The sequence below is a fragment of the Dasania marina DSM 21967 genome (assembly GCF_000373485.1).
GTDB lineage: Bacteria > Pseudomonadota > Gammaproteobacteria > Pseudomonadales > Dasaniaceae > Dasania > Dasania marina.
Map to the genome: position 1 here is coordinate 426624 of NZ_KB891575.1, position 24423 is coordinate 451046.

General features: G+C 48.8%; 22 protein-coding genes. 12 read left to right on the forward strand and 10 right to left on the reverse strand.

Annotated elements, in window-relative coordinates:
* Window positions 1–16: 16 nt before the first annotated feature.
* The 9 genes from gltB to B067_RS0101950 all read right to left on the reverse strand — a co-directional run bounded on the left by gltB (window position 17) and on the right by B067_RS0101950 (window position 12841).
* The gene (gene gltB / locus B067_RS0101910; protein ID WP_026244346.1) at window positions 17–4465 is read right to left on the reverse strand and encodes a glutamate synthase large subunit; all 4449 of its coding nucleotides are present in this window, start codon (window positions 4463–4465) and stop codon (window positions 17–19) included.
* Between the two features lie 169 nt (window positions 4466–4634).
* Complete coding sequence (locus B067_RS0101915; protein ID WP_019528359.1) at window positions 4635–6134, reverse strand: SPOR domain-containing protein; 1500 nt, start codon at window positions 6132–6134, stop codon at window positions 4635–4637.
* A 31-nt stretch (window positions 6135–6165) separates the two neighbouring features.
* Window positions 6166–7248 carry a 3-dehydroquinate synthase gene (aroB, locus tag B067_RS0101920; RefSeq protein WP_019528360.1) on the reverse strand — a complete coding sequence of 361 codons (1083 nt, stop codon included), beginning with the start codon at window positions 7246–7248 and terminating at the stop codon, window positions 6166–6168.
* A gap of 86 nt (window positions 7249–7334) precedes the next feature.
* Window positions 7335–7850 carry a shikimate kinase AroK gene (aroK, locus tag B067_RS0101925; RefSeq protein ID WP_019528361.1) on the reverse strand — a complete coding sequence of 172 codons (516 nt, stop codon included), beginning with the start codon at window positions 7848–7850 and terminating at the stop codon, window positions 7335–7337.
* Between the two features lie 3 nt (window positions 7851–7853).
* Window positions 7854–10031, reverse strand: coding sequence for a type IV pilus secretin PilQ (locus B067_RS0101930; protein WP_019528362.1), 2178 nt, complete (start codon window positions 10029–10031; stop codon window positions 7854–7856).
* 17 nt (window positions 10032–10048) lie between these two features.
* Window positions 10049–10591 carry a pilus assembly protein PilP gene (locus tag B067_RS0101935; RefSeq protein ID WP_019528363.1) on the reverse strand — a complete coding sequence of 181 codons (543 nt, stop codon included), beginning with the start codon at window positions 10589–10591 and terminating at the stop codon, window positions 10049–10051.
* Between the two features lie 5 nt (window positions 10592–10596).
* Window positions 10597–11208, reverse strand: coding sequence for a type IV pilus inner membrane component PilO (locus B067_RS0101940; RefSeq protein ID WP_019528364.1), 612 nt, complete (start codon window positions 11206–11208; stop codon window positions 10597–10599).
* A complete protein-coding gene (locus B067_RS0101945) occupies window positions 11205–11774 on the reverse strand; it encodes a PilN domain-containing protein (RefSeq protein WP_019528365.1) in 570 nt (189 codons plus the stop codon). The genes B067_RS0101940 and B067_RS0101945 overlap by 4 nt, the downstream gene beginning before the upstream one ends.
* The gene (locus B067_RS0101950) at window positions 11774–12841 is read right to left on the reverse strand and encodes a pilus assembly protein PilM (RefSeq protein WP_026244347.1); all 1068 of its coding nucleotides are present in this window, start codon (window positions 12839–12841) and stop codon (window positions 11774–11776) included. The genes B067_RS0101945 and B067_RS0101950 overlap by 1 nt, the downstream gene beginning before the upstream one ends.
* A gap of 176 nt (window positions 12842–13017) precedes the next feature.
* On the opposite strand from B067_RS0101950, the gene B067_RS0101955 reads away from it, so the two are divergent.
* Window positions 13018–15450 carry a penicillin-binding protein 1A gene (locus tag B067_RS0101955; RefSeq protein ID WP_019528367.1) on the forward strand — a complete coding sequence of 811 codons (2433 nt, stop codon included), beginning with the start codon at window positions 13018–13020 and terminating at the stop codon, window positions 15448–15450.
* Window positions 15451–15466: 16 nt separating this feature from the next.
* Here B067_RS0101955 and radA read toward each other — a convergent pair whose 3' ends face one another.
* Complete coding sequence (gene radA / locus B067_RS0101960; protein WP_019528368.1) at window positions 15467–16831, reverse strand: DNA repair protein RadA; 1365 nt, start codon at window positions 16829–16831, stop codon at window positions 15467–15469.
* A 236-nt stretch (window positions 16832–17067) separates the two neighbouring features.
* Between radA and B067_RS0101965 the strand changes: the two genes are divergently transcribed.
* The 11 genes from B067_RS0101965 (at window position 17068) to tatC (ending at window position 24406) form a co-directional block, all read left to right on the forward strand.
* Window positions 17068–17610 (forward strand): DnaT-like ssDNA-binding domain-containing protein, encoded by a 543-nt coding sequence (locus tag B067_RS0101965; protein ID WP_156820724.1) that lies wholly within the window; start codon window positions 17068–17070, stop codon window positions 17608–17610.
* A gap of 17 nt (window positions 17611–17627) precedes the next feature.
* Entirely contained in the window at window positions 17628–18296 is a 669-nt protein-coding gene (locus B067_RS0101970; protein ID WP_019528370.1) for a replication protein P, read from the forward strand.
* 90 nt (window positions 18297–18386) lie between these two features.
* The gene (locus tag B067_RS19425; protein ID WP_019528371.1) at window positions 18387–18962 is read left to right on the forward strand and encodes a hypothetical protein; all 576 of its coding nucleotides are present in this window, start codon (window positions 18387–18389) and stop codon (window positions 18960–18962) included.
* Window positions 18963–19046: 84 nt separating this feature from the next.
* Window positions 19047–19796, forward strand: a complete 750-nt coding sequence (ubiE, locus tag B067_RS0101980; RefSeq protein ID WP_019528372.1) for a bifunctional demethylmenaquinone methyltransferase/2-methoxy-6-polyprenyl-1,4-benzoquinol methylase UbiE — start codon at window positions 19047–19049, stop codon at window positions 19794–19796.
* Window positions 19796–20422, forward strand: a complete 627-nt coding sequence (locus B067_RS0101985; protein ID WP_019528373.1) for a ubiquinone biosynthesis accessory factor UbiJ — start codon at window positions 19796–19798, stop codon at window positions 20420–20422. The genes ubiE and B067_RS0101985 overlap by 1 nt, the downstream gene beginning before the upstream one ends.
* 2 nt (window positions 20423–20424) lie before the next feature.
* A complete protein-coding gene (gene ubiB / locus B067_RS0101990; RefSeq protein WP_019528374.1) occupies window positions 20425–22056 on the forward strand; it encodes a ubiquinone biosynthesis regulatory protein kinase UbiB in 1632 nt (543 codons plus the stop codon).
* Between the two features lie 47 nt (window positions 22057–22103).
* Window positions 22104–22496 (forward strand): phosphoribosyl-AMP cyclohydrolase, encoded by a 393-nt coding sequence (hisI, locus tag B067_RS0101995; protein WP_019528375.1) that lies wholly within the window; start codon window positions 22104–22106, stop codon window positions 22494–22496.
* A gap of 16 nt (window positions 22497–22512) precedes the next feature.
* A complete protein-coding gene (locus B067_RS0102000; RefSeq protein ID WP_019528376.1) occupies window positions 22513–22842 on the forward strand; it encodes a phosphoribosyl-ATP diphosphatase in 330 nt (109 codons plus the stop codon).
* 29 nt (window positions 22843–22871) lie between these two features.
* Window positions 22872–23093 carry a twin-arginine translocase TatA/TatE family subunit gene (gene tatA / locus B067_RS0102005; protein WP_019528377.1) on the forward strand — a complete coding sequence of 74 codons (222 nt, stop codon included), beginning with the start codon at window positions 22872–22874 and terminating at the stop codon, window positions 23091–23093.
* Between the two features lie 45 nt (window positions 23094–23138).
* A complete protein-coding gene (tatB, locus tag B067_RS19430) occupies window positions 23139–23645 on the forward strand; it encodes a Sec-independent protein translocase protein TatB (protein WP_019528378.1) in 507 nt (168 codons plus the stop codon).
* Entirely contained in the window at window positions 23642–24406 is a 765-nt protein-coding gene (gene tatC / locus B067_RS0102015) for a twin-arginine translocase subunit TatC (RefSeq protein WP_019528379.1), read from the forward strand. Before tatB ends, tatC begins: the two co-directional genes overlap by 4 nt.
* The last annotated feature ends 17 nt before the right edge of the window (window positions 24407–24423 follow it).

Here is a 24423-nt window from a genome sequence, read left to right on the forward strand (position 1 = left end):
GGCTTTACTCTTATCTTTATTCTGGCCGCTGTTTGGTGCTGGCCAGTAAGGCATCTAAGCTGGCGGCCTTGGGGCTCACCATCCAAAACTTACCGATGTAATCCACAAAGTTATCAAGTATGTACTGCCCCCATTCAGAACCTGTTTCGTCGACAAACTCTCTGATATTGCTACGCAGATGATGCCTATAGGCTTCCATGGATTCGACATTCAAACGCTGAATTTGCACCAGTTCGCTATTGTATTTATCCACAAAGCTGCGATCTTCATCTAACACATAGGCAAAACCACCGGTCATACCGGCGCCAAAATTCACCCCGGTAGAGCCTATAACGGTGACGTTGCCGCCGGTCATATACTCGCAGCAGTGATCGCCAGCCCCTTCTATCACCGCATGACAACCAGAGTTGCGCACCGCAAAACGCTCACCAGCGCGCCCTGACGCAAACAACTTGCCGCCGGTGGCACCATAGAGGCAGGTGTTACCCATAATCGGGGTATCTTGCGAACTAAACTGTACGCCTTCAGGTGGACGCAAGACTATTTTTCCGCCAGCCATGCCTTTGCCAACATAGTCGTTAGCATCACCGGTTAAATAAAGGTGTAGGCCACCTGCATTCCAGACTCCAAAACTTTGCCCGCCAGTACCGCTAAGCTTAAGCGTTATGGGATTATCGCTCATACCGCTATTGCCATGATGCCGAGCAATTTCGCCGGATAAACGCGCGCCTATAGAGCGATCACAATTATTGATAGTAAATGTAAATTCGCCACCGGTTTTATTAACTATAGCTTGCTGGGTTGCCGCCAATATTGCTTCGGCGGTTAGACCTTTATCAAAAGGTTGGTTATTACTGACCTGGCAAAACTCAGCCTGCTCAGCAAACTCGGCATCTTTGTAGAGTATGGCTGAGTAATCTAGGTTTTTATGTTTATCCGTTTGCCCTTCCAGCTGCACTAATAAATCAGTACGACCGATTAAGTCTTCCAGCGAACGCACACCCAATACTGCTAGCCACTCGCGTGTTTCTTCGGCAATAAACTTGAAGAAATGCATCACCATTTCTACGGTGCCTATAAAATGTTTATCCCGCAGATAATCATTTTGAGTAGCGACACCGGTTGCACAATTATTGAGATGGCATATGCGTAAGAACTTACAACCCAAGGCGACCATAGGTGTAGTGCCAAAACCAAAGCTTTCTGCACCTAAAATTGCGGCTTTCACCACATCTAAGCCGGTTTTTAAGCCACCATCGGTTTGCACCCGTACCAAACCGCGCAAACCATTAGCCCGCAGGGTCTGCTGCGTTTCGGCCAAACCCAATTCCCAAGGAGAGCCCGCGTAGCGTATAGACGCTAAGGGGCTGGCTGCGGTACCGCCATCGTAACCGGAGATAGTAATTAAATCGGCATAGGCTTTAGCCACGCCTGCAGCGATAGTGCCTACGCCGGGCTCTGACACTAGCTTTACCGACACCAATGCAGTGGGGTTAACCTGCTTTAAATCAAAAATGAGCTGCGCCAAATCTTCTATAGAATAAATATCGTGATGGGGCGGCGGTGAAATTAACGTCACCCCCGGCACCGCATAACGCAGCCGCGCAATTAAGGTATTTACTTTGCCGCCAGGTAATTGCCCACCTTCACCGGGTTTGGCACCTTGCGCGATTTTTATTTGCAGCACTTCCGCATTAACCAAGTAATGCGGCGTTACTCCAAAACGCCCTGAGGCAATTTGTTTTATTTTTGAGTTACGCTCAGTGCCATAGCGAGCGGGATCTTCACCACCCTCGCCAGAGTTTGAACGCCCGCCTAAGCGATTCATAGCCATGGCTAACGCTTCATGCGCCTCAGGGCTTAATGCCCCCAAAGACATACCGGCAGAATCAAAACGAGGCAATATATTTTCTATGGGTTCTACGTCAGCTATATCAATGGGGTTAATGTTTTTGGAAAAGCCCAATAAATCTCGCAACGTAGCCACTGGCCTAGTGTTCACACTATCCGCATATATTTTCCATAATTTATAATCCCCTGCCTGCACCGCGGCCTGCAGTTGACAGACCACATCGGGGTTAAAGGCATGGTATTCTTGGCCGTGCACATACTTTAATAAGCCGCCTTGTTCCATAGGCTTGCGGCTTAGCCATGCATTTTTTGCCAAGGCTAATTGGTCGCGCTCTAAATCGCTAAAGCCTGCGCCCTTGATACGGCTGGCCACACCACAAAAACATAAGTCTACGACATCTTCGGCCAAACCTACCGCTTCAAATAATTGTGCACCGCGATAAGAAGCAATAGTTGCTATACCCATCTTCGATAAAATTTTGAGCAGGCCTTTGTTGACACCTTTGCGGTAATTGCGATGTATTTGTATAGGGTCACCCAATATTTCGCCACTGGCTAATAAATCGTCCAGCACACTGTAAGCCATATAGGGGTAGACCAAGGTAGCACCAAAACCTATTAAACAAGCGATTTGATGGGAGTCCCTAGCCGACCCCGTTTCAACAATAATATTGCTGTCGCAACGCAGGCCCGCTTTGATTAAGCAATGATGTACCGCGCCCGTCGCCATTAAGCTGTGTATAGGCAGGCGCTGCGGTGTTAACTGTCTGTCGCTGAGCACGATAAGCGTATGACCTTGCTTCGCCGCAGCTACCGCTTGCTGACATAAGTTTTGCACAGCTTGCTGTAGATTTTTTTGCTCGGGGTCATAGCATAGATCCAAGCTAATAGAGCTGTAACCGACACGCTCCACCTGTAGTAGGGCATTGAATTTATAGGCTGATAATATCGGTGAATTCAGCACTATGCGTTCGGCATGCGCAGGGGACTGCTCGAAAACATTTTTTTCGGCACCTAGGCAGCTTTCCAAACTCATCACTATAGCTTCCCGTAAAGGATCTATAGGGGGGTTGGTTACCTGGGCAAATTTTTGCCGAAAATAATCGTAGAGGCCACGCTGTTTTTGTGACAATACCGCCATAGGCGTGTCATCGCCCATAGAGCCTGTCGCTTCGTTGCCGCTATCGGCCAAAGGGCGCAGCACTTGCTCACGCTCTTCAAAGCTGACCTGAAACATTTTTTGATAGATAGGCAGCTGCACTTTACTTAACAGCAGATCGTTTTCAGCCCCTCCCAACGTGGATTCAATTCTTGCCGCGCCATCGCGTAACCATTGTTTATAGGGGTGAGCTGATTTTAATTCATTTTCTATCGCTTCATTATTTAATAACTGCCCTGTTTCCGTATCGACTGCAATAATCTGGCCCGGCCCTACACGACCTTTTTCTACGATATCTTCGGGTTGGTATGGATAAGTACCCACTTCAGAGGCTAGGGTTATAAAACCATTTTTAGTAATGATATAGCGCGCGGGGCGCAAACCGTTTCTATCCAACATACACACCGCATAGCGACCATCGGTAAGCACGATACCGGCAGGGCCATCCCAGGATTCCATATGCATGGAGTTGTATTCATAGAAGGCTTTAACATCCGGGTCCATTCTGTCCATGTTTTGCCAGGCTGGCGGCACTAATAAACGCGCCGCCCTAAATAAGCTCATGCCGCCGGCCACTAACAGCTCTAACATATTATCTAAACTTGAAGAGTCGGAGCCACTTTTATTCACCAGAGGCATAATGCTCTCTAGATCTGGCAGCCTATCACTAACAAATTTATTACGGCGCGCTTCTGTCCAGTTTCTATTGCCCTCTATGGTATTAATTTCGCCATTATGGGCGAGCAAGCGAAAGGGCTGCGCCAAAGGCCAGCGTGGCAGAGTGTTGGTAGAGAAACGCTGGTGAAAAACGCAAATGGCCGTTTCTAAAGCAGGATTAGCCAAATCTAGATAAAACTTGGCCAAATCCACCGGCATCACCAAGCCTTTATATGAAATCACTGCACTGGAAAGGCTACAGATATAAAAGGCCTCATCGTGCACTAAGGCTTTTTCAATTTTGCGACGCAATAAAAATAATGTGACAGCCACCTGCTCTTTGCTCAGCGTCGTTACATCGATAAAACACTGCATGATGGTGGGCATGGAGGAGAGCGCTATCTCGCCACAGACACTTTTATCTACCGGTACATCACGCCAAGCCACTAAGCTTAATTGCTGCTGCGCCACTAACTCGGCAATGGTGTTTTTGCTGGCGGAGGCCAGCATAGGATCGGCACTTAGAAAGATCTGCGCTACCGCATAGTCTTCAGGTAAGGTCACGGCTTGCTCTGTTTGCACAGCAGTGCGCAGGAAACTATCGGGCTTTTTCATCAGTAAGCCACAGCCATCACCGGTTTTGCCATCAGCAGCGATGCCGCCTCTGTGGGTCATGCAGGTTAGCGATGTTATGGCGGTTGTTAATAGTTCGTGGCTAGGCTCACCTTGCATATGAGCAATAAGACCAAATCCACAATTGTCGCGGAAGTCATCCGGTCTATATAGGCCTGCAGTCATACATCACACTCTCTATTAGTTTATCTTTATTCGATATTCGATATTTATGCGGTGGAGCCTACGCTTTTGCGCTCAGGCTTGTTGTCGCGGGGCCAGCCATACTACACATTAAATTTGCGACTAACAAATGAAGAGCAGACGAAAACGCTGTTTTTTTTACCTAAAAAGCTTATTCGTCTGTTTTGTTGCGTAAATCTGCTTGTATGCCCGACAAGCTTCTGGCCCAGGGTTTTTGGCGCTGCAAGGCCTGCGGTAGCTGAGCCATTGCCGCTAGGGCCTGTGCGCGGTCATCGTAGGGCCCTGCTAACACCACATACCAAGGCTGACCTTTTAAGGAGGTTGCTATATAGGTGATGGCAAGCTGACGCTGGTAAGGCGCGATAAAGTCTTTGGCGCTTTGCTCTTTACGGCTACCCAACAGCTGCAACATGTACGCGTTAGCGGGCATATCCAGTAAGCGCTGTTCCCTAGCGCCCAGTGTATTACTGGCGGTGGATTGCGTAACGGTCTTAGCCTTAGCTTTAACCACTGGGGCACTAGTCGTCAGTGGCAGCTCCTTGCTCGGTTGCACAACTACCGGCGTCTCAAGCGCTTTACTGGCACGCGGTACTGCAGGCTCTGCGTTAAGGTCGCGCGCGCCATCATGAGCGGGCGTTTTTCCCGCAACTACAGCCGCCTTTGCCTCGTCCCTACTAACGCTTACGGACTGCTGTGGTGGGGATGTCGCCTCAGGCTTAGGCTGAGTTTCAGTCACAGCCTGTGGTGCTGTCACTTGTGTATTTGGCTTGCCGGGCACAAACTCCTCACCTCGATAGAAGTAAGCAATGGCAATGGCTACAGCCAGTATGGTAATAGCGCCTACATGAGTTATGGGCACACCCAAACCTGTATTGTTAACACTTAGCGCATCATTGTGCATTAACAACGTAGGCATCAGCTGACCCATGGCGGCAAAGTTACCTTGGGCACTTTCATGTAGCTTGTTTATTAGCTTATCGCTAAGAGGAAACTCTCCAGCATAACCTACCGATTGCAGTAATAGCTGTAGATATTCGACACTCTCTTGTTGACTTAAGGGCCTGAGCGCAACGATTTTTATGGCTTGTTGCTGTTGCATATATTGGTGCTTGCTGGCATTTTCAGTCTCGCTGCTCACCAACAATAAATGTATGCCACCCTGCGCCGCTTGATGTATCTCCTGTAACAGACTTATTTCCGCCTGTTCCAATAATTGGATATTCTCAACAATAATTAAAATTGGCTCAGGTTCGTCGTCAGATAAGACGGTAAATTTTAGCGCATTGTTAAAAGAGACTAGGCTGTAATTATCATCTAACTTTAGCCCCAATCTATCCGCCAGCGCCGCCAGTATTGCCTCTTGATCTAACAGTGCCGCAACATCTATGCGGCAGCAGTCCATTACCGCCTGTAGTTGTTCCAGCACTTCTTGCAGCAAGCTTTTTTTGCCGCTACCGCTGTCGCCACAGAGTAGTACCGGCTGCTTGCTAAAGCGGCTGTAATGCACCAGCTGCTCTAAAACTTTTCTGCGCTCACCACCTGGGTAAAAAAAACTGGGACGAAAATTTTCGGCAAAAGGGTCTACACCTAAGTCCAAGCGATAGACATAGTGTTCGGTAAAGGTATTAACACTTTTCTTTGGAGACAACATAAGCGCCCCTGCTTGTTATTGTTTTACTTAGCTAAGCCTGCACGCCCGCATCCGCCAACACTTTTTTGACATCTTCGGTAGTGATATTAGCGGTGATTATAGCCTTGCCGACACTCTCTAACAAAACCAGCCGCAGCTGCCCATCCAAGACTTTTTTATCGACCATCATTAGCTCTAAAAATTGCCGTTGAGTCATTGCTGGCGGCGCTATGGGTAGCTTCACCGCCTGTAACAACTGCGCCAATCTTGCTACTTCAGCCTGCGGTATCCAACCTAATTGCGCAGAAAGCTTTATCGCCAACATCATGCCAGCAGCAACGGCTTCGCCATGTAACCAATTACCATAACCTTGCGCGGTTTCTATTGCATGACCAAAGGTATGACCTAAATTTAAAATAGCTCTAATGCCAGACTCTTTTTCATCTTGCGCGACCACCTCTGCTTTGTTTTGACAGGAGCGGTAAACGGCCTCGGAAAGAGCAGCCTGATCTCTGGCTAACATGGAGCTGGCGTTGCACTCTAACCAATCGTAAAACTCGGCATCGCAAATCAAGCCGTATTTTATTACCTCTGCTATGCCTGCTGATAATTCGCGATCCGGCAAGCTGGCCAAGGTACTGGTGTCGGCAATGACGCACTGAGGTTGATGGAAAGCGCCTATCATGTTTTTGCCCAGCGGATGATTAACGCCGGTTTTGCCCCCTACCGAGGAATCCACTTGTGATAATAATGTGGTGGGGACTTGAATAAAATTAACACCGCGCTGGTAACTGGCTGCGGCATAGCCAGTCATATCGCCCACCACACCGCCGCCCAGAGCTATCAGTGTTGTGGTTCGGTTGTGTTTATCTTTAAGCAGCTGATCATAAATACGCGCCAGCACATTAAGCGTTTTGTGCTGCTCACCGTCGGGTAATATCACTTCTGAATAATGCAGGCCCTGCAAGCTTTGCCTAATTTGCGCTAAGTAAAGTGACGCAACCGTTTCATTGGTAACGACCAATACCTGCTTGCCAGTTATATGTTTTAACAATAGTTCAGGCTGACCAATTAGGCCTTGGCCTATATAGATAGGGTAGCTTCTGTCGCCCAAGTCCACGTGTAAGGTTTGCATTTATCAAGATCTCATAGATGTTTTGAGTATGAAATGCATTATAAAGGCCATGAGCAGAACTTACTATGCGGCCGGATAAGAGAATATTAGCTAGCTATGCTACGGCTAATTTCTAGGGCCACCGACTTAGGGCTGCGGCCATCGGTGTCGATGATATAATCAGCAATTTCTTCATATAGAGGGTGGCGTTGCTCCATTAAAGCCGTTAACACCGCACGGGGGTTATCGCCTTGTAACAAAGGCCGCTTTGTATCTCGGCTGGTACGCCTTACCTGTTCGTCTATAGATGCTTTTAAATAAACCACCTGGCCCCGACTCGCCAACACTTTACGGTTTTCTGTCTGCATCACTATGCCGCCGCCAGTCGCCAGCAAAATCTTGTCTTGCTGGCTGAGCTCATCCAGCATACTCGCTTCACGTAGGCGAAAACCGTCTTCGCCCTCCATATCAAAAATCCATGGAATATCTACACCACTGCGGTCCTCGATTTCTTTATCCGTATCTTTAAATTCAAGACGAAGCTCAGCCGCTAATAAGCGGCCGATGGTAGATTTGCCGGCCCCCATAGGGCCGACTAAGAAGATATTACCTAATGCTTTCATGGATTAGTCGATAAGTGTGTCGGCTAAGATACGAGGGGTAATGAAGATTAGCGTTTCAGCTTTAACTTGGCGTACCGATGTTTGGCGGAATAAACGACCTAGATAGGGAATGTCACCCAGCACTGGCACCTTACTTTCAGAGCGCACATCCTCAGTACGGAACACACCACCTAATACGACTGTTTCACCATTACCGACCAGAACCTGTGTTTCTAGTTGAGTAGTGTCTATCGTAGGCACGAAACCACCAGTACCCGAGGGAACTAGGTCGCCTACAGAATCTTGGGTAATCTTTAAGTCCATGATAATTCTATCATCAGGCGTGATACTTGGCGTCACTTCCAATTTCAGCACAGCCTCTTTAAAAGCTATAGTAGTAGCACCACTACCCGATGATTGCTGATAAGGCACTTCCGTACCTGACTTAATCACGGCCTTCTGTTTATCGCCAGTAATCACTTTAGGCTGGGATACGATCTCACCGCGCCCCTGAGACTCAAGAGCCGACAGTTCAAAAGATAAAGCAATATCAGTACCTATATAACCTAAAGAAAACGAGCCCGCTGGGTTGGCTACACCCAAATCAACACCTAAAGCATCACCCCAGTCTATAGTTTCTCGATTGGCCTGCTCAACAAAGGTATTATTACTGCCGCCGCCTATTAAACGATTGGGTAATCCTGTACTGCTATTCACCCCATTCACCCCAGCCTCGTAGGAACCGCCCCATTCAATACCTAACTGCTCATCAAAATCCGAGTTCGCAATCACTATTCTAGCTTCAATCAACACCTGCCTAATCGGTATATCTAACAGCTTAATAACTCGGCGAAAATCTTCTAACTTTTGCGCGGTTTCTTTTACTAATAATGAATTGGTTCTTTCATCCACGATTATGCTGCCACGTAATGACAACATAGAGCCGGACCCGCCACTCTCGCCTTCAGTACCGCCATCTTTAAATAGCTCGAACAAGTCTTTGGCATCGGCGTAACGTATGCGTATGTACTCGGTTTGTAGAGGAGCTAACTCTTCTACTTGTTTGTTGTTGGCAATTTCTTGGCGCTCACGCTCGGCGATTTCTGCAGCCGGCGCCACCATTAATACATTGCCAACTTGGCGCTTATCTAGGCCCTTGGTTTTTAATACCAGCTCTAAGGCTTGATCCCATGGGACATTCTGTAACCGTAGAGTGATTTTTCCTGAAACCGTATCACTAGCCACTAAATTAAGGCCGGTAAAATCAGCAATTAGCTGCAGCACCGCTCTTACTTCTATATCTTGGAAATTCAGCGACAACTTTTCACCTACATAGGCAAATTCTTTTTGACGCTTTTCGCTTTCTTCTTTGGTTAGTGGCTTAACGCTAATAACGTAATCATTATCTGTTTGATAAGCCAGATAATCGTACTCACCAATAGCACGTAATGCGAAAATTGCTCCGCCCTCATTAGCCGCTGCCTCTACCTGCTGTACAGGTGTTGCAAAGTCGCTAACATCATATCGACGCTGTAAAGACTCAGGAATGGCAGTACCCTTGAAATCTATTTTAATTTTTTCACCTTCAACAAACACATTGATATCAGCTTTTGGGTTATCCAAAGTAATCAGGAGTTTACCCTCACCTAGCTCGCCACGTTTAAAGTCTATACTGCGAATTTTATTCGCTCTTGCTTTAATTGTTTTTTGAGTAGCCGCTACCAAGTTATCTTCACGTGTAGGCTTTAAATAATCCCTAGCGCCGGCATCGCCCACTTCCACATATAAAGTATTACCCTGCACCCTTGTTGTATAAGGAGCAAGCTCAACCAAGTTAAGAATCATGCGCGTACGGCCAGCAGATTCTATCACCACGGCACTACTGGCATTACCAAATGATAAGGGATGTTTTTTCTGTTTAAGCTGACTGGAAACACCGGGGAAATCTAAGGCGATACGAGCGGGTTTTTCTATGTTATAGCCCTTGGGTTCAGGAGGAACACCATCAAAATCCAGCTTAACCTGGAAGCGACCGCCCTGTTTAGAGCTAAAATCTATATCCGTTAAGTTTACTGCTGCCAGTGAAACGCCTGATACTAATAAACAGCTTAATGCTAGAATAACTCTCAGCGGCCGTTGCAAGTTAGCTCTGCAGTATCCTAGCCCCTGCTGCAGCTGTTGTGGTCGATTTGCAATATCCATTGACTTCTCCGCTCTCATTATTCTTTCACTTGTAGCTTAATGGTTCTGGGACGTTCGATCCAACCATCCACGCCATTCGGCACTATTTCAATAACCGCAACATAGTTTTCAGCTGCTTCCACAACTCGACCATGATTGCGCCCCATATAATTTCCTATCTTAACGCGATTCACACCGCCGTCTTTATCTTGTATCAACGCCCATAAGGTACCGGCCTGTTCCAAGGTACCCACCATCGTCAAAGCATCGATTCCAAATTTCTCTAAGTATTCTTTGGTTCTGTTTTCATCAGGCTTGACATTGCTGCTGGCCTGCAAACGAGTAATCTCACGCACCTCTACCGGTTTTTCAAAAGGGCTGCGCAAGCCAGTTGCACTATAGGTAAAAGCTTTATACGTTTTAAATGGCGGAATCGGTTTTATCGGGCTTTGTGGCTTGGCTTTTTCAGCCGCCATAAACTCATCGAGATCGCTAAAATCTGAATTACTGCAAGCCACCAAGGCCAAGGCACAAGCACAAAGTGTTATTTTTTTTGCTGGCATCATTATTTGTTTTATCATCGCTGCTAACCCTCGTCTATTTCTTTATAGCGATAAGTTTTCGCAGTGATATTCATCTCTAGGCGACCAGAGCCCAGATCCTTTAATCCAAAGTCATGCAAAGTCACTATACGAGGTAAACCAGCAATGCCACTGACAAAGGAACCTATATCGTGGTAAGTACCCTCCACTGATATAGAAATAGGCAGTTCAACATAAAACTCCAGCGCTCGCTCAGTTTCTAATTTAATAGATTTTATTTCCAAGCCGTTATCTCTGCCTTTATTGGTAATATCTTCCAATAAGCCAGGCACCTCGGTGTCACTGGGCAGCTGACTAACCAATGCACCAAAAGACTCTTCCATCTCCAGCATTTGCCTGCGGTAAGCATCTAGATTGGTTGCCTGCCCAGCCTTGCGGCTAAACTCGGCTCGTAGTTCGGTTTCTTTTTGCGCTGTCCTGACCTGCTCACCCTGCAGATCAGAGATGTCTTGGGTATAACCCAGAGCAATCACCGCAGAAAAAATAACGACCCACACCACCACTTTAACAATAATGGGCCAAGATCCCATGTTCTCGAAATCGAGATCATTGATATCAAAGCCTTCTAATTCTTTTAATGCATCCTGTAAGATCATTTGCCACCACCCCCTTCTATAGCTGAAGGCATGCTGATATTAAATGATAATTTAAATGAGCTAGCTTGCTCGCCAAACTCTGGACTGGCGGTTACCGCCGATAGATTGGGAGCAGCAAACCAATCAGATCCTTCCAGTTTTCTCATCAAGCTGGAAATACGGTTATTAGATTCAGCATTTCCTTCTAGGGAAATCACCGAGCCTTTTCTAGCCAGGCTTTTAAAGAACACGCCATCGGGTAAGGTTCTTACCATCTCATCGAAAAGCCGCACTATAATCGGCCTATTACCTTGCAGCTCCTGAATAACCTTCATTCTATCCAATAGCTCTTGTTTCTTTTTTTCCAGCTCACGTATTTCTGTAACCTGATTATTCAAATCGTTGATATTTTGTTGTAGGTACGCATTTCTCGCCGTTTGGCTTTCAATTTCGCTACGCACCTGACTATCAGCCAACCAGACTAATAGGCCCGCAAAAACTGCGACCACGATCAGCACCGCGATAAACTCTTTTTGTAATTCTTGGCGACGCTCGTCGCGCCAAGGTAGTAAGTTGATATTAGCCATTAGTCAAAACTCCTCATCGCCAAGCCGCAGGCAATCATCAATGAGGGGGCATCATTACTTAAAGCCATTGCGTCTACCGAGGGAGTTAAAGCCATATTGGCAAAGGGGTTAGCCACGCTAGTAGTAGTGCCTAATTTATTTTGCACTAATTCAGCAAGGCCACTCATAGAAGCAACACCACCCGCCAGCACGATATGGTCGACATCGTTGTATTGGCTGGAGGAAAAGAAAAACTGTAAAGAACGCGTTACCTGCTGCACCACAGCCTCCCTAAACGGATCCAATACTTCAGGCTCGTAATCATCGGGTAAACCGCCCTGCTTCTTGGCCAAACCTGCTTCTTCTACCGACAGGCCATAGCGACGCTGTATTTCTTCGGTTAACTGCCTACCGCCAAATAATTGTTCCCGGGTATACACCGTCTCGCCCCCTACCAACACACTAAGGGTAGTCATGGTAGACCCTATATCGACGATGGCGACAGCGCCATCTTCTTCTATATCGATTTGCGGCGCGATCAGTACGTAAGCACGCTCTATGGCGTAGGCTTCTACATCAACCACCTTGGCCGTTAGCTCGGCCATCTCCAACGCATCAGCTCTTAAATCCACGTTCTCACGCCTGCAGGCAGCCAATAACACTTCAACCTGCTCAGGATTACGCTCCGAAGGGCCTTGCACCTCAAAATCTATCGCTACCTCATCAAGGGGGTAGGGGATATATTGATCGGCCTCTAATGTAATTTGCGACTCCATGGCATCGTCGTTGAGATCAGCAGGCATATCGATATGCTTGGTGATTACCGCCGAGCCGGCCACAGCTACAGCCACCGTTTTGAGCTTGGTTTGGCTGGACTTATGCACCTTGGCCACCGCCTCAGCTACCGACTCCAGCTCAACAATGTTCTTTTCCACCACCGAGTTTGGAGGCAGCGAAGACACCGCATAGCTCTCAACCTTGTAGCTATTGCCACTTTTACTGAGTTCCAATAGCTTCACAGAACTGGAGCTAATGTCCATTCCCAGTACCGGAGTTTTCTTTTTATTTCCGAATAAACCGCTTAGCACAGCATTTTTCCTATTTGCATCCGTAACTTACCAGCGAACTTTTATAGATTACATTAAATATCACGATTAACAATTACGCAAATATATATCTATAAAAAAAACGCTTATAATTTCACACTTTAGATAATATCTTTCATGTAAAGTGTCTCTTTTGCTTCAAAACCAACTGGAAAAGTATGTCTCAAATCACCAAATTTGCCAGAATCACCCTGTGGCTGGGCCTCGCCGGCTTTGCTGGCGCCACCCTAGTCATCGCCAGCGCCTTTCTCTATCTCAGCCCAAACCTGCCACCGGTAGAGGCTTTGCGCGACATGCAGCTGCAAACTCCCTTGCGTATATACACCCAAGATAAGTCGCTAATTGCCGAATTTGGTGAAAAACGCCGTACGCCGGTTGATTTTGAAGATGTCCCGCCGCTACTTATTAGCGCTGTTCTGGCGGCGGAAGACGACCGATTCTACGACCATCATGGCGTAGATATCAAAGGTTTACTCAGAGCTGCTTCACAATTATTGATGACTGGCTCCATACAAACCGGCGGCAGCACCATTACCATGCAGGTGGCAAAAAACTATTTCCTAAGCCACGAGCGCACCTTTTCTCGCAAATTTAATGAAATATTCCTCGCCTTACAAATAGAGCAGGAGTTAAGTAAAGAGGAAATCCTAGAACTCTACCTCAATAAAATATTTCTAGGCAAAAGAGCCTACGGCATAGAGGCCGCCGCCCAAGTCTATTATGGCAAAACCATCAAAGACTTGGCGCTAGATCAATTCGCCATGCTGGCCGGACTGCCCAAAGGCCCCTCCACACTAAACCCCATCGCCAACCCTAGCAGAGCCATCATACGCCGCAACTGGATATTAGGACGCATGCTAGAGCTGGGTTATATCAATAATCAGGATTACCAAATAGCTGTAGCCAAACCCGTTAGCGCCACCACTCACGGCACTCAAGTCGATGTCAGTGCCGCCTACGCCGCCGAACTAGCCCACCAAGAAATGTTAAAACGCTATGGCCGAAACGCCTATACCGATGGCTATACCGTTTACACCACGATAAAAGCACCGCTACAAAATAAGGCCCAACATGCTGTCGTTGACGGCTTGCTAGCCTACGATCAACGCCACGGCTATCGCGGCCCCGAACAACAACTAAGCCCCAAAGACGGTGAAGACAGCCTCAGCCTGTGGCAAAAAGTACTGAGTAACACCGCCACCCTGGGCGGCCTAATTCCGGCAGTGGTAATCAATGTCACCGACAGCACCTTTGATGCACTGCTCAATAACGGCGAAACCGTCACTGTAGAATGGCAACCTGAGTTGGCGCAAACCCGCAGCTTTATCACCATTAACAGCCGCAGCGCGCCCTATCAGTCGCCACAGGACTTCATTAGCATTGGTGACCTTATACGCCTCAAGAAAGACAGCCACAGCCTATGGCAGCTCAGCCAGTTACCCGCAGCGCAGGCCGCGCTAATTTCCTTAGATAGCAGCAACGGCGCCATACTCAGCTTAGTGGGCGGTTTTGACTTTCAGCAAAGCAAATTCAACCGCGTTACCCAAGCGGCGCGCCAACCTGGCTCTAATTTCAAACCTTTTATTTATACTGCGGCTTTAGATAAAGGCTATAGCCCCGCCAGCCTGATCAACGACGCCCCTATCGTGTTTGAGGATGCCGGCCAAGAAAACACTTGGCGCCCAACCAACTCCAGCGGTAAATTTTTAGGCCCCACTCGCTTGCGTAAAGCGCTATACCAATCTCGTAATCTGGTGTCTATTAGACTGCTGCGCAGCTTGGGCATCAACCACACCATAGACTATATCAGCCGCTTTGGCTTCGATACTGAACAGCTGCCTAAAGACCTTTCTTTAGCGCTAGGCAGCCATTCGGTAACGCCCTTGTCCATAGTGAGCGCCTACTCCGTTATTGCCAATGGCGGCTATAAAGTCATCCCTTATTTGGTAGACCGCATAGAAGCACTGGACGGCAGCATACTCTATAAAGCCAATCCTCCCACCGTGTGCCCACAATGTGAAAACAACAAAACTGCGCCAACCACAGAAGAAATGGCCACCCTAGAAGACATTCTGCAGCAGGACGCACCACCCCCAGCAGCCGAACGAATTATAGAACCGCGGGTAGCTTATTTAATCGACAGCATGATGCGTGATGTAGTTAAAAAAGGTACGGGTAGAAAGGCCCAGGTCCTACGTCGCAGTGACTTGGCAGGTAAAACCGGCACCACCAACGGCCCAACCGACGCTTGGTTTTCTGGTTATGGCGGCGGCGTAGCAACCACCGCTTGGGTAGGCTTTGATAACAATGCGCTGCTGGGTAGACGCGAATATGGCGGCTCGGCCGCGTTACCTATATGGCTAGACTTTATGTCGCTGGCCTTGCAGGGCCGACCAGAGGTCAATCCCGTGCAGCCGGAAGGCATTATCACCGTGAAGATAGACCCCGACACTGGCCTACTGGCGCAGCCCGGCCAGAGCAATGCGATTTTCGAATACTTTCGGGCAGAGAACGCCCCCAAACGAAGTAATCAAGCCAGCCCTAGCCCCAGTAACCTGTTAAATGAAGAGCAACGCGAAGATATTTTTTAACACCGTGCTGCCAGCCTTAAATAGCCTCCAAAGCCTCGGCCAACTTACTCACCCCTACCACCGTCATGCCCGCTATGGGCTGGCGGGGCATATTGGCCTTGGGCACAATGGCGCGACGAAAACCGTGTTTGGCCGCCTCTATAATACGCTCTTGGCCGCTGGGTACTGGGCGGATTTCACCGGATAAACCCACCTCACCAAATACCACTAAATCCTCGGGCAGCGGCTGATCTCTAAAACTGGACACGATGGCCAGCAACAAAGCCAAGTCGGCGCTGGTCTCCAGCACCTTAACCCCGCCCACCACGTTAACAAATACGTCCTGATCGCCCACATGCAGACCGCCGTGCCTATGCAATACCGCCAACAGCATGGCTAAGCGATTTTGCTCCAGCCCCACCGCTACTCGGCGAGGGTTACCCAGCGAAGAGTCGTCCACCAACGCCTGAATCTCTACTAACAGTGGCCGGGTACCTTCCCACACCACCATCACCAAGCTGCCAGATGACACCTCATCACCACGCGATAAAAAGATGGCCGAAGGGTTTTTCACCTCTTTCAAGCCTTGCTCCGTCATAGCAAACACACCCAACTCGTTAACCGCGCCAAAGCGATTTTTTTGCCCGCGCAGGGTTCTAAAGCGGCTATCCTCCGAGCCCTCCAATAAAATCGAACAGTCGATCATATGCTCTAACACTTTGGGCCCCGCCAAGCTGCCATCTTTGGTGACATGGCCTACCAATAACAAAATAGTACCGGTCGCTTTGGCAAATCGCGTCAGCAAGGCGGCACATTCACGCACCTGCGAGACACTGCCCGGCGCCGAGCTAACACCTTCCATATGCACAACCTGTATGGAATCAATCACCAGCACCTTAGGTTTGTGCTGTTGAGCTTGAGCGCAAATTTGATCGATATTCGTTTCTGTCAGCAGCTTGAGCTTATCGGTGGGCAGGCCCAGCCGGGCGGCCCGCATGGCCACCTGTTGCAAGGACTCCTCGCCGGTCACATACAAAACCTCCTGCGTCTTCGCCAAATGGCAGAGGACTTGTAGCAATAAAGTACTTTTACCGGCGCCGGGATGCCCTCCCAATAGCACTGCCGAGCCATGCACTAGGCCGCCGCCCAGCACGCGGTCGAATTCTTCCATGCCACTACTCACTCTAGGCATGCTCTGCAGGTCTATCTCACTGAGGGTTTGCACCTTGCCACCGGCAGATCCAGCGTAGCCCTGTAAGCGCGTATCATTGGAGGGCCCAGCCGCCGCCAGAGTAATCTCACTGAGCGTATTCCAAGCACCGCAGTCGTTACACTGGCCCTGCCACTTGCCGTAGTCGGAACCGCAATCATTGCAGACATAGGCGGTTTTTCTTTTTGCCATGAGCTAATCTCTTAAAAACGATGGTCTAAAAAATAGTTTTAAAAACATTCGCCTTACAAAACAAGGCGGCAGCGAATAGCGGCTATGCTATCAGCGTAAAAGGACTGGTGACAATGCAAGAGTCACCGTACAATAACAACCCGTTAAGCAACCCATAGTTACCCCAGCCAGTTATGAGCAATAAAAGGCCTAGATACCACACCAACTTTGATGACTTTTTGTCCTCGGGCAATCTTATGATCAACTATAACTGGCAGCCCAGCGCCAGAGTTGTGTCGGCTATCAGCGCTATGGGCATGCAGGAATACACGGTCAAAACGGACTTTAGGCGCGAATTTATTCTCTATTGCCAACAACAAGAGTTGCGCAATCAGCACGGCGACTGGGATCAACTGTTTCTGGACTATGCCAAACAACGCTTGCAGGTTCCCGCAGCCAAGGCCACAACAGCTGCGCCAGCCAAACAAGCCTTACAGCCCTATACCCCAAATGCCGTGGTCGAGAGCAGCAATATCATGAGCGATGACTGGCAGCCCAGTGCCAATATGCTGGAATACATCACCGCCATGGTCTGCCCCAACTTAGACTACATCAACGCCCAGCTTATTAGCTTCACCAGCCACTACCACGGCAAAAGCCACCCCAATTGGGATCAACAATTTAAAAAGTGGATTAACCAAGGCTGGAATGTCTATCAAAACAAAAACAGCTTTAAAGACGCCAGCAATAAAGATTTTGTTAAGCAGCACACCGACACCAGCTGGAGTGATGGGCTGTAAATCATCAAGGCAACGCTATGCATAATAACAAGCTAATCGAACAAGTAGGCGCAAACATTAGCCAAGGTAAGCCCTCCGCCTATAACAAGGCGCAGCAACAAGCCCCGTTAAATGCCGAGCAAAAGCAGGCCTTAACCAATGCCATCAATCAATTATTTGCCGAGCTTGAGCTCACCTATCACAACCAATACCTCAAGGCCTTCTCCTCAGCTGACAAACTAGGCTACGCCAAAAAGTTATGGTTTGATTATTTAAAAGGTTTTGCCCCTGACCGCATACTGCTGGCCTGCCGCAAGGCCACCCGCGAGTCGGAATACCTGCCTACCATACATACCCTCATCAAATACTGTGAGGTGAGCACTGGTGAACTAGGCCTACCCGATACGTATCAAGCCTATATAGAAGCTTGCCAGGCACCGTCACCCAAAACCGAATATTCCTGGTCACACCCAGCGGTGTATTGGGCGGGCAAAGCCTCAGACTGGTTTTTTCTTAGCTCCAACATAGAAGCAAAAACACTGCCGGTCTTTAAGCGCCACTACGAAGCCCTGTGCGAACGCATTAAAAAGGGCGAAACTCTCGCCCCCCCCGAATATTTGGCCCTACCCAATGACAAGGCCAAACCGCTAAGCAGCGAGCAAAAACGCGAACGTTTAGCGCAGCTACGCAAAGAGATAAAGCTATAAAAAATTACAGCTGACTATCCAGCAACCCGGCACTATACTAAAACCTAATAATAACGAATCGGCCTAAACAACAGGATTTATTGACAGCCTATGGACGCATCCACTCCCGACAACCCTGATTTAGTCTGGGATCTCAACCGCATCACCCATAAAAACCAAGCCATAAACTTTCTCAACCGTTTTGAAAGTTCACTCTGTGTATTCTCCAGCGCCGTCTCTCAGCTATACGCTAACTACAAGATTCAAGCTATTAACAACGCCGAAAACCTCATTATATTGCCCGACCCCTATGCCTGGCATGACACCTTTCAGTCCGTACCCGCCAGCTGCATCAAAGGCACCGGTTTGTTTATCGTGCCCGGCAAAGCCATAGGTGGCAGCGAGGAGTTATACCTATTACAGCGCAGCCGCAAAACCGGTAAGTACAACACCATGGAGCTAGACAAAGGCATAGCACTGGCCCGCAAAGCCACCGCAGGAAAATCTCCTTTTCTACCGGTGATTATGAATCAGGATTTGCGCCAACTCCCCAACCGCGCACCGTTATTACACCTGCATAGAGTCGATACCACGTTGTTAGCCCATCTCTCCGGCTTTCAAATTGACGATATAGCCCGCACCATCGTCACCAAAATTGACACCCACCTGCTTAGAATCAACGGCTAAGCCCGCAACAACGCCAGCGTTTTTACTCTGTTTTTTTAGTAAAGAACCGCTACAATAGCCCGCATCAAAATTATAGGGCTAACCATGTCGGATCAAAACACCACCCACTTTGGCTACAAAACCGTTAACAGCGATGAAAAACAAGGCTTAGTCGCCGGCGTATTTCATTCTGTGGCCGCCAAATACGACCTTATGAATGACCTCATGTCAGCCGGCGTACACCGTATCTGGAAGCGCTTCACCATAGAGCTATCGGGCGTACGCGCCGGCCATCAGGTTTTGGATATAGCGGGTGGCACCGGTGACCTAGCGGCAAAGTTCAGTAAACTAGTCGGCCCCGAAGGCCGTGTGGTATTAGCCGATATTAACGAATCCATGCTGCGAGTAGGCCGCGACAAATTAACCGACCGAGGCATAGTGGGCAACATAGAATACGCCCAGGCCAACGCCGAAGCACTGCCCTTCCCAGACAACACTTTTGACTGCATTACCATCGCCTTTGGCCTGCGTAATGTCACCGACAAAGACAAAGCCCTGCGCTCTATGTTACGAGTGCTAAAACCCGGCGGCCGCTTGTTAGTATTAGAATTTTCTAAACCGCAAAACGAATTACTCAGCAAAGCCTACGATGCCTACTCGTTTAATTTATTGCCGGTCATGGGCAAGCTGATTACCAACGATGCCGAAAGCTATCGCTACCTAGCCGAAAGCATACGTATGCATCCCGACCAAGAAACCTTAAAAAACATGATGGAACACGCTGGCTTTGCCCGCTGCGAGTTTCACAACATGACCGGTGGTGTCGTCGCCCTACACAAAGGCATTAAGCCCTAATGATTAGCCCCACCTTGCACACCGCAGGGCTGGCCGGTTTAGAGGCAGCCATCAATCAAGCCTTAACCCTAGACCCCGCCACCCAGGCAAAACTCAGCCAGTTGCACGGCCACGTTTTTCAATTACAACTTACCTCTCCTGAGCTAAGTTTTTATTGCATACCCGGTGATAAAGAGCTGCGCCTATGTGGCATTTACGAAGGCGAGGCCGACACCAAGCTAAGCGGCAGTGCCAGCGATTTTTTTCAACTAGCCACCGCCAGTGATCCCGCCAACGCACTTATTAATGGCAAGCTAGAACTACACGGCGACAGCAACGCCTTAATCACCCTACAAAAAATTGGCCAGCAGTTAGAGCTGGATTGGGAAGCCCCTATCGTCAATGTATTTGGTGATGTGGCCGGCCATATGCTCGCCAATAACTTGCGCAAAGGCTTTAGCTTTGCCAGCCAAGCCTTGAAAAGTTTTAAACGACAAAGCGAAGAATATATCAAAGAAGAAAGTGATTTATTGCCGCCGCGTTGGCAGGTAGAACAATTTTATAGTGAAGTAGAAAACCTACAATTGCGCACCGAAAGACTGGCCGCACGCATCAACAAACTCATCCAACAAAAAACACAGGGCTAGCCGTGTCACGCATACAACGCATAGGTAAAATCGCTAGCATCGCCTTACGCTATCGCCTAGATACTTTCTTTAAGCACGACGCCATACCTGCAGCCATACGCATACCCTTGCTGCCCCTGCGTTTGTTACCTGCCCCTACGCAAAGCCGTGGCGAACGCCTGCGCTTAGCCTTAATAGAGCTGGGCCCCATATTTATTAAGTTTGGCCAAATGCTATCTACTCGCCGCGACTTATTGGCTGATGATTTAATAGACGAGCTAGCCAAACTACAGGATCAAGTACCTCCTTTTTCCGAGCAGCAAGCCAAAACTATTATAGAGCAGGGCTTAGGCCAAACCGTAAGCGAACTGTTTGCCCAGTTTGACGATTCCCCTTTGGCTTCGGCCTCTATTGCGCAAGTACACAGCGCCGTCCTACACAGCGGCGAGCAAGTGGTGGTCAAAGTCGTGCGCCCCGGCATAGACAAAGTCATACAACAAGACACTAGGCTCATGCACGGCCTAGCTAAACTCATACACAAATACTCGGCCGACGGTCGACGCCTGCGCCCCATAGAAGTGGTAGAAGATTATCAACACACCATTTTTGATGAACTGGATTTACAAAGGGAAGCGGCCAACACTTCACAGCTGCGGCGCAATTTTTTAAACAGCGGCAAGCTCTATGTACCGGAAGTGTATTGGGATTACACCCGCAATAATATTTTAACCATGGAGCGCATAGACGGCATACCGGTTACCGATGTCGCCGCGTTAAAAGCACAAAATACTAACTTTAAATTATTGGCCGAACGCGGTGTAGAAATATTTTTTACCCAGGTGTTTCGCGACAGTTTTTTTCACGCCGACATGCACCCCGGCAATGTTTTTGTCTCCCGCAATCACCCCGACCAGCCTGAATACATAGGCATAGACTGCGCCATAATCGGCAGCCTTAATGATTTTGATCAGTATTATTTAGCGCGTAACTTACTGGCAATTTTTCAGCGTGATTATCGCGCTGTTGCCAAGCTGCACGTAGAGTGTGGCTGGGTGCCTCCGGAGACGCGGGTCAATGATTTTGAAGCCGCCATACGCAGCGTCTGCGAACCTATATTTGAAAAGCCTCTGGGCGAAATCTCTTTCGGCCAAGTGCTGCTCAATTTATTTCGCACCGCACGCCGCTTTGATATGGAGGTGCAGCCCTCGTTAGTCCTGCTGCAAAAAACCATGCTCAACATCGAAGGCCTAGGCCGTGAGTTATATCCAGAGCTGGATTTATGGGCCACCGCCAAACCCTTTTTAGAGCAGTGGCTAAAAGATCGCTACTCACCTACCGGATTGTTTAAGCGCCTGCGCCAAGACTGGCCCGACTTAATCGAGCAGCTACCCAAGGTACCGCAAGCGCTGCTCAGCGGTTTAGAGCAAAGCCAACAACTCACTCAGCTATGCCAGCAGCAAGGCCAACAACTCAACGCCCTGCAGCAGCAACTCAAGCAACAACGCCGCAATAAACGTTTGGGCAATGCCGCCTTAATCCTGCTGGCGGCTGCGGCCGTCATCGCCAGCCCAAGTTTAAGCCAGGCTATGCAAACCATGCCGCCCAGCAGCTGGCTACTATTATTTGTCGGCGCCCTACTTTGGCTGCGGCACTAAAACATCTATGCCATAATGGCGACCTTATACACAGCAATAGAAGCACCATGAGCCTAAACAACGACTTCCTCGATGAGCTACGCTGGAATAGCGACGGCCTTATCCCCGTCATCGCCCAAGACCACCAAAGCAAAGATGTGCTGATGGTGGCCTGGATGAACCGCGAGGCGCTGGCCCTAAGCGTGGCTGAAAACCGCGCCGTATACTGGTCGCGCTCACGGCAAAAGCTGTGGCGCAAAGGCGAAGAGTCCGGCCATGTGCAACATATACACGAAATACGCTTAGATTGTGACGAAGACGTGCTGATACTACAGATTGAACAAGTGGGAGGCATAGCCTGTCATACCGGTAGGCGCAGCTGTTTTTACCGCAAGTTAGTAGACGGCGAGTGGCAAACTGTCGACGCTGTGATCAAAGACCCCAGTGATATCTACCAATAATTGAACCGAGCATGTTATGAGTGACACCCTTAAAGCCCTGGGCACCGTATTAGAACAACGCAGAAATGCCTCGCCAGAGGACTCTTATGTAGCTAGCCTGCACCACAAAGGGCTGAATAAAATCTTAGAAAAGGTCGGTGAAGAGGCTATAGAAGTCGTTATCGCCGCTAAAGATGCAAAAAACAGTGGTGATAACCAGAATCTGATTTATGAAACTGCCGATTTGTGGTTTCATAGCTTGGTTATGCTTTCGCACCTAGGTGAAAGCCCTCAGGCCGTACTAGATGAATTGGCCAAGCGCTTCGACCTATCGGGCTTAGAAGAGAAAGCCAACCGACAACAATAATGAATAATCGCAATGTAGTGGAGTAAGTTATGGGTTTAGGCGGAATAGGAATTTGGCAATTACTAATTATCTTGGTCATCGTAATCATGTTATTTGGCACCAAGCGACTTAAAAACCTAGGCGGCGACTTAGGCGGCGCTATCAAGGGCTTTAAAAAGTCCATGCAGTCTGAAGAACCGGAAGAGGCCGAGGATAAAACCTTAGCCGACGAAAAAGCCGACAGCGATAAGCCCGACACCAACAAAAGCTAAGCCCCTAGCGGCTTAGCGTCAGCTTTCCCAGCCTGTAGATACCCTATGTTTGACATTGGTTTTCAAGAGATACTCATGGTTTCGGTTTTGGCCCTGCTTATTATGGGGCCAGAACGGCTGCCGGGAGCGATACGCACCGGTAGCCTATGGCTGGCCAAGCTGCGCCGTAGTTTTTCGGAAATGAAGGCTGAAATAGAAAACGAAGTGGGTATCAATGCCGATGATATACGCATGCAGCTACACAATGAGGGCGTGCTCAAAAGCATAGAGAAAAGTAAGCAGCAGCTAAAAGACGGGGTCGATGCGCTCAACATCAAAGGCGACTTACAAGAGCTGGCCAAAGCCATAGACCCGGCCTCAGATGCCACCCCGCCCGAATTTAGCCGCGCCGCGCAACAAGCCAAAGCTGCTAAAGAGGCACTGCAAGCCGCCGTCGACAACCCTCCTGAGCCCGCCAATCCGACTCGCGCCCCCGACCAAGATGAAGATGACGCAGGTACTCATAAGGCAAGCCAACCCAGCCCCGCCGACAACAAGCCAGAAACGCCATGAGCGATCTTAAAGATGCCAGCCAATCGCTGATAGACCACCTCACCGAATTACGAGATCGCCTATTGCGCAGCGTACTGGCCATACTGTTGGTGTTTATCTGCCTGTTTGCCTTTGCCAATGACATCTACGCCTTTGTGTCTGAACCCCTGCGCTCGCTATTACCCGCAGGCACTACCATGATAGCCACCGATGTCGCCTCGCCGTTTTTAACGCCGTTTAAACTGACCTTAGTCGCCTCATTGGTCATCGCTATGCCCTTTGTACTATTTCAGGCTTGGGGCTTTATTGCACCGGGTATGTATAAACATGAAAAGCGTATAGCCATCCCCCTATTTATCTCCAGCGTAGTCTTGTTCTATGCCGGCCTAGCCTTTGCTTACTATGTGGTGTTTCCACTGGTGTTTGGCTTTTTCAGCGCCGTAGGGCCAGAGGGCGTAGCCTACACCCCCGACATCGCCCGCTTTTTAGATATCGCCCTAAAACTATTTTTTGCCTTTGGCATTGCCTTTGAGATCCCCGTAGCCACTATGATGTTGATTTGGGCTGGCATAGCCGAGCCCGATTCGCTGGCTGAAAAACGTCCTTACGTCGTCGTCGGCTGCTTTATCGCCGGCATGTTTTTAACTCCTCCCGACGTAATTTCACAGGCGCTACTCGCCGTACCTATGTGGCTATTATTTGAGCTGGGTTTGTTTTTTGGCCGCTTTATACAAAAAGACAAACAGGCCACTGCAAACAACGACACGGCTAGCGACGAGTAGGCGATTTAATTGCAGGG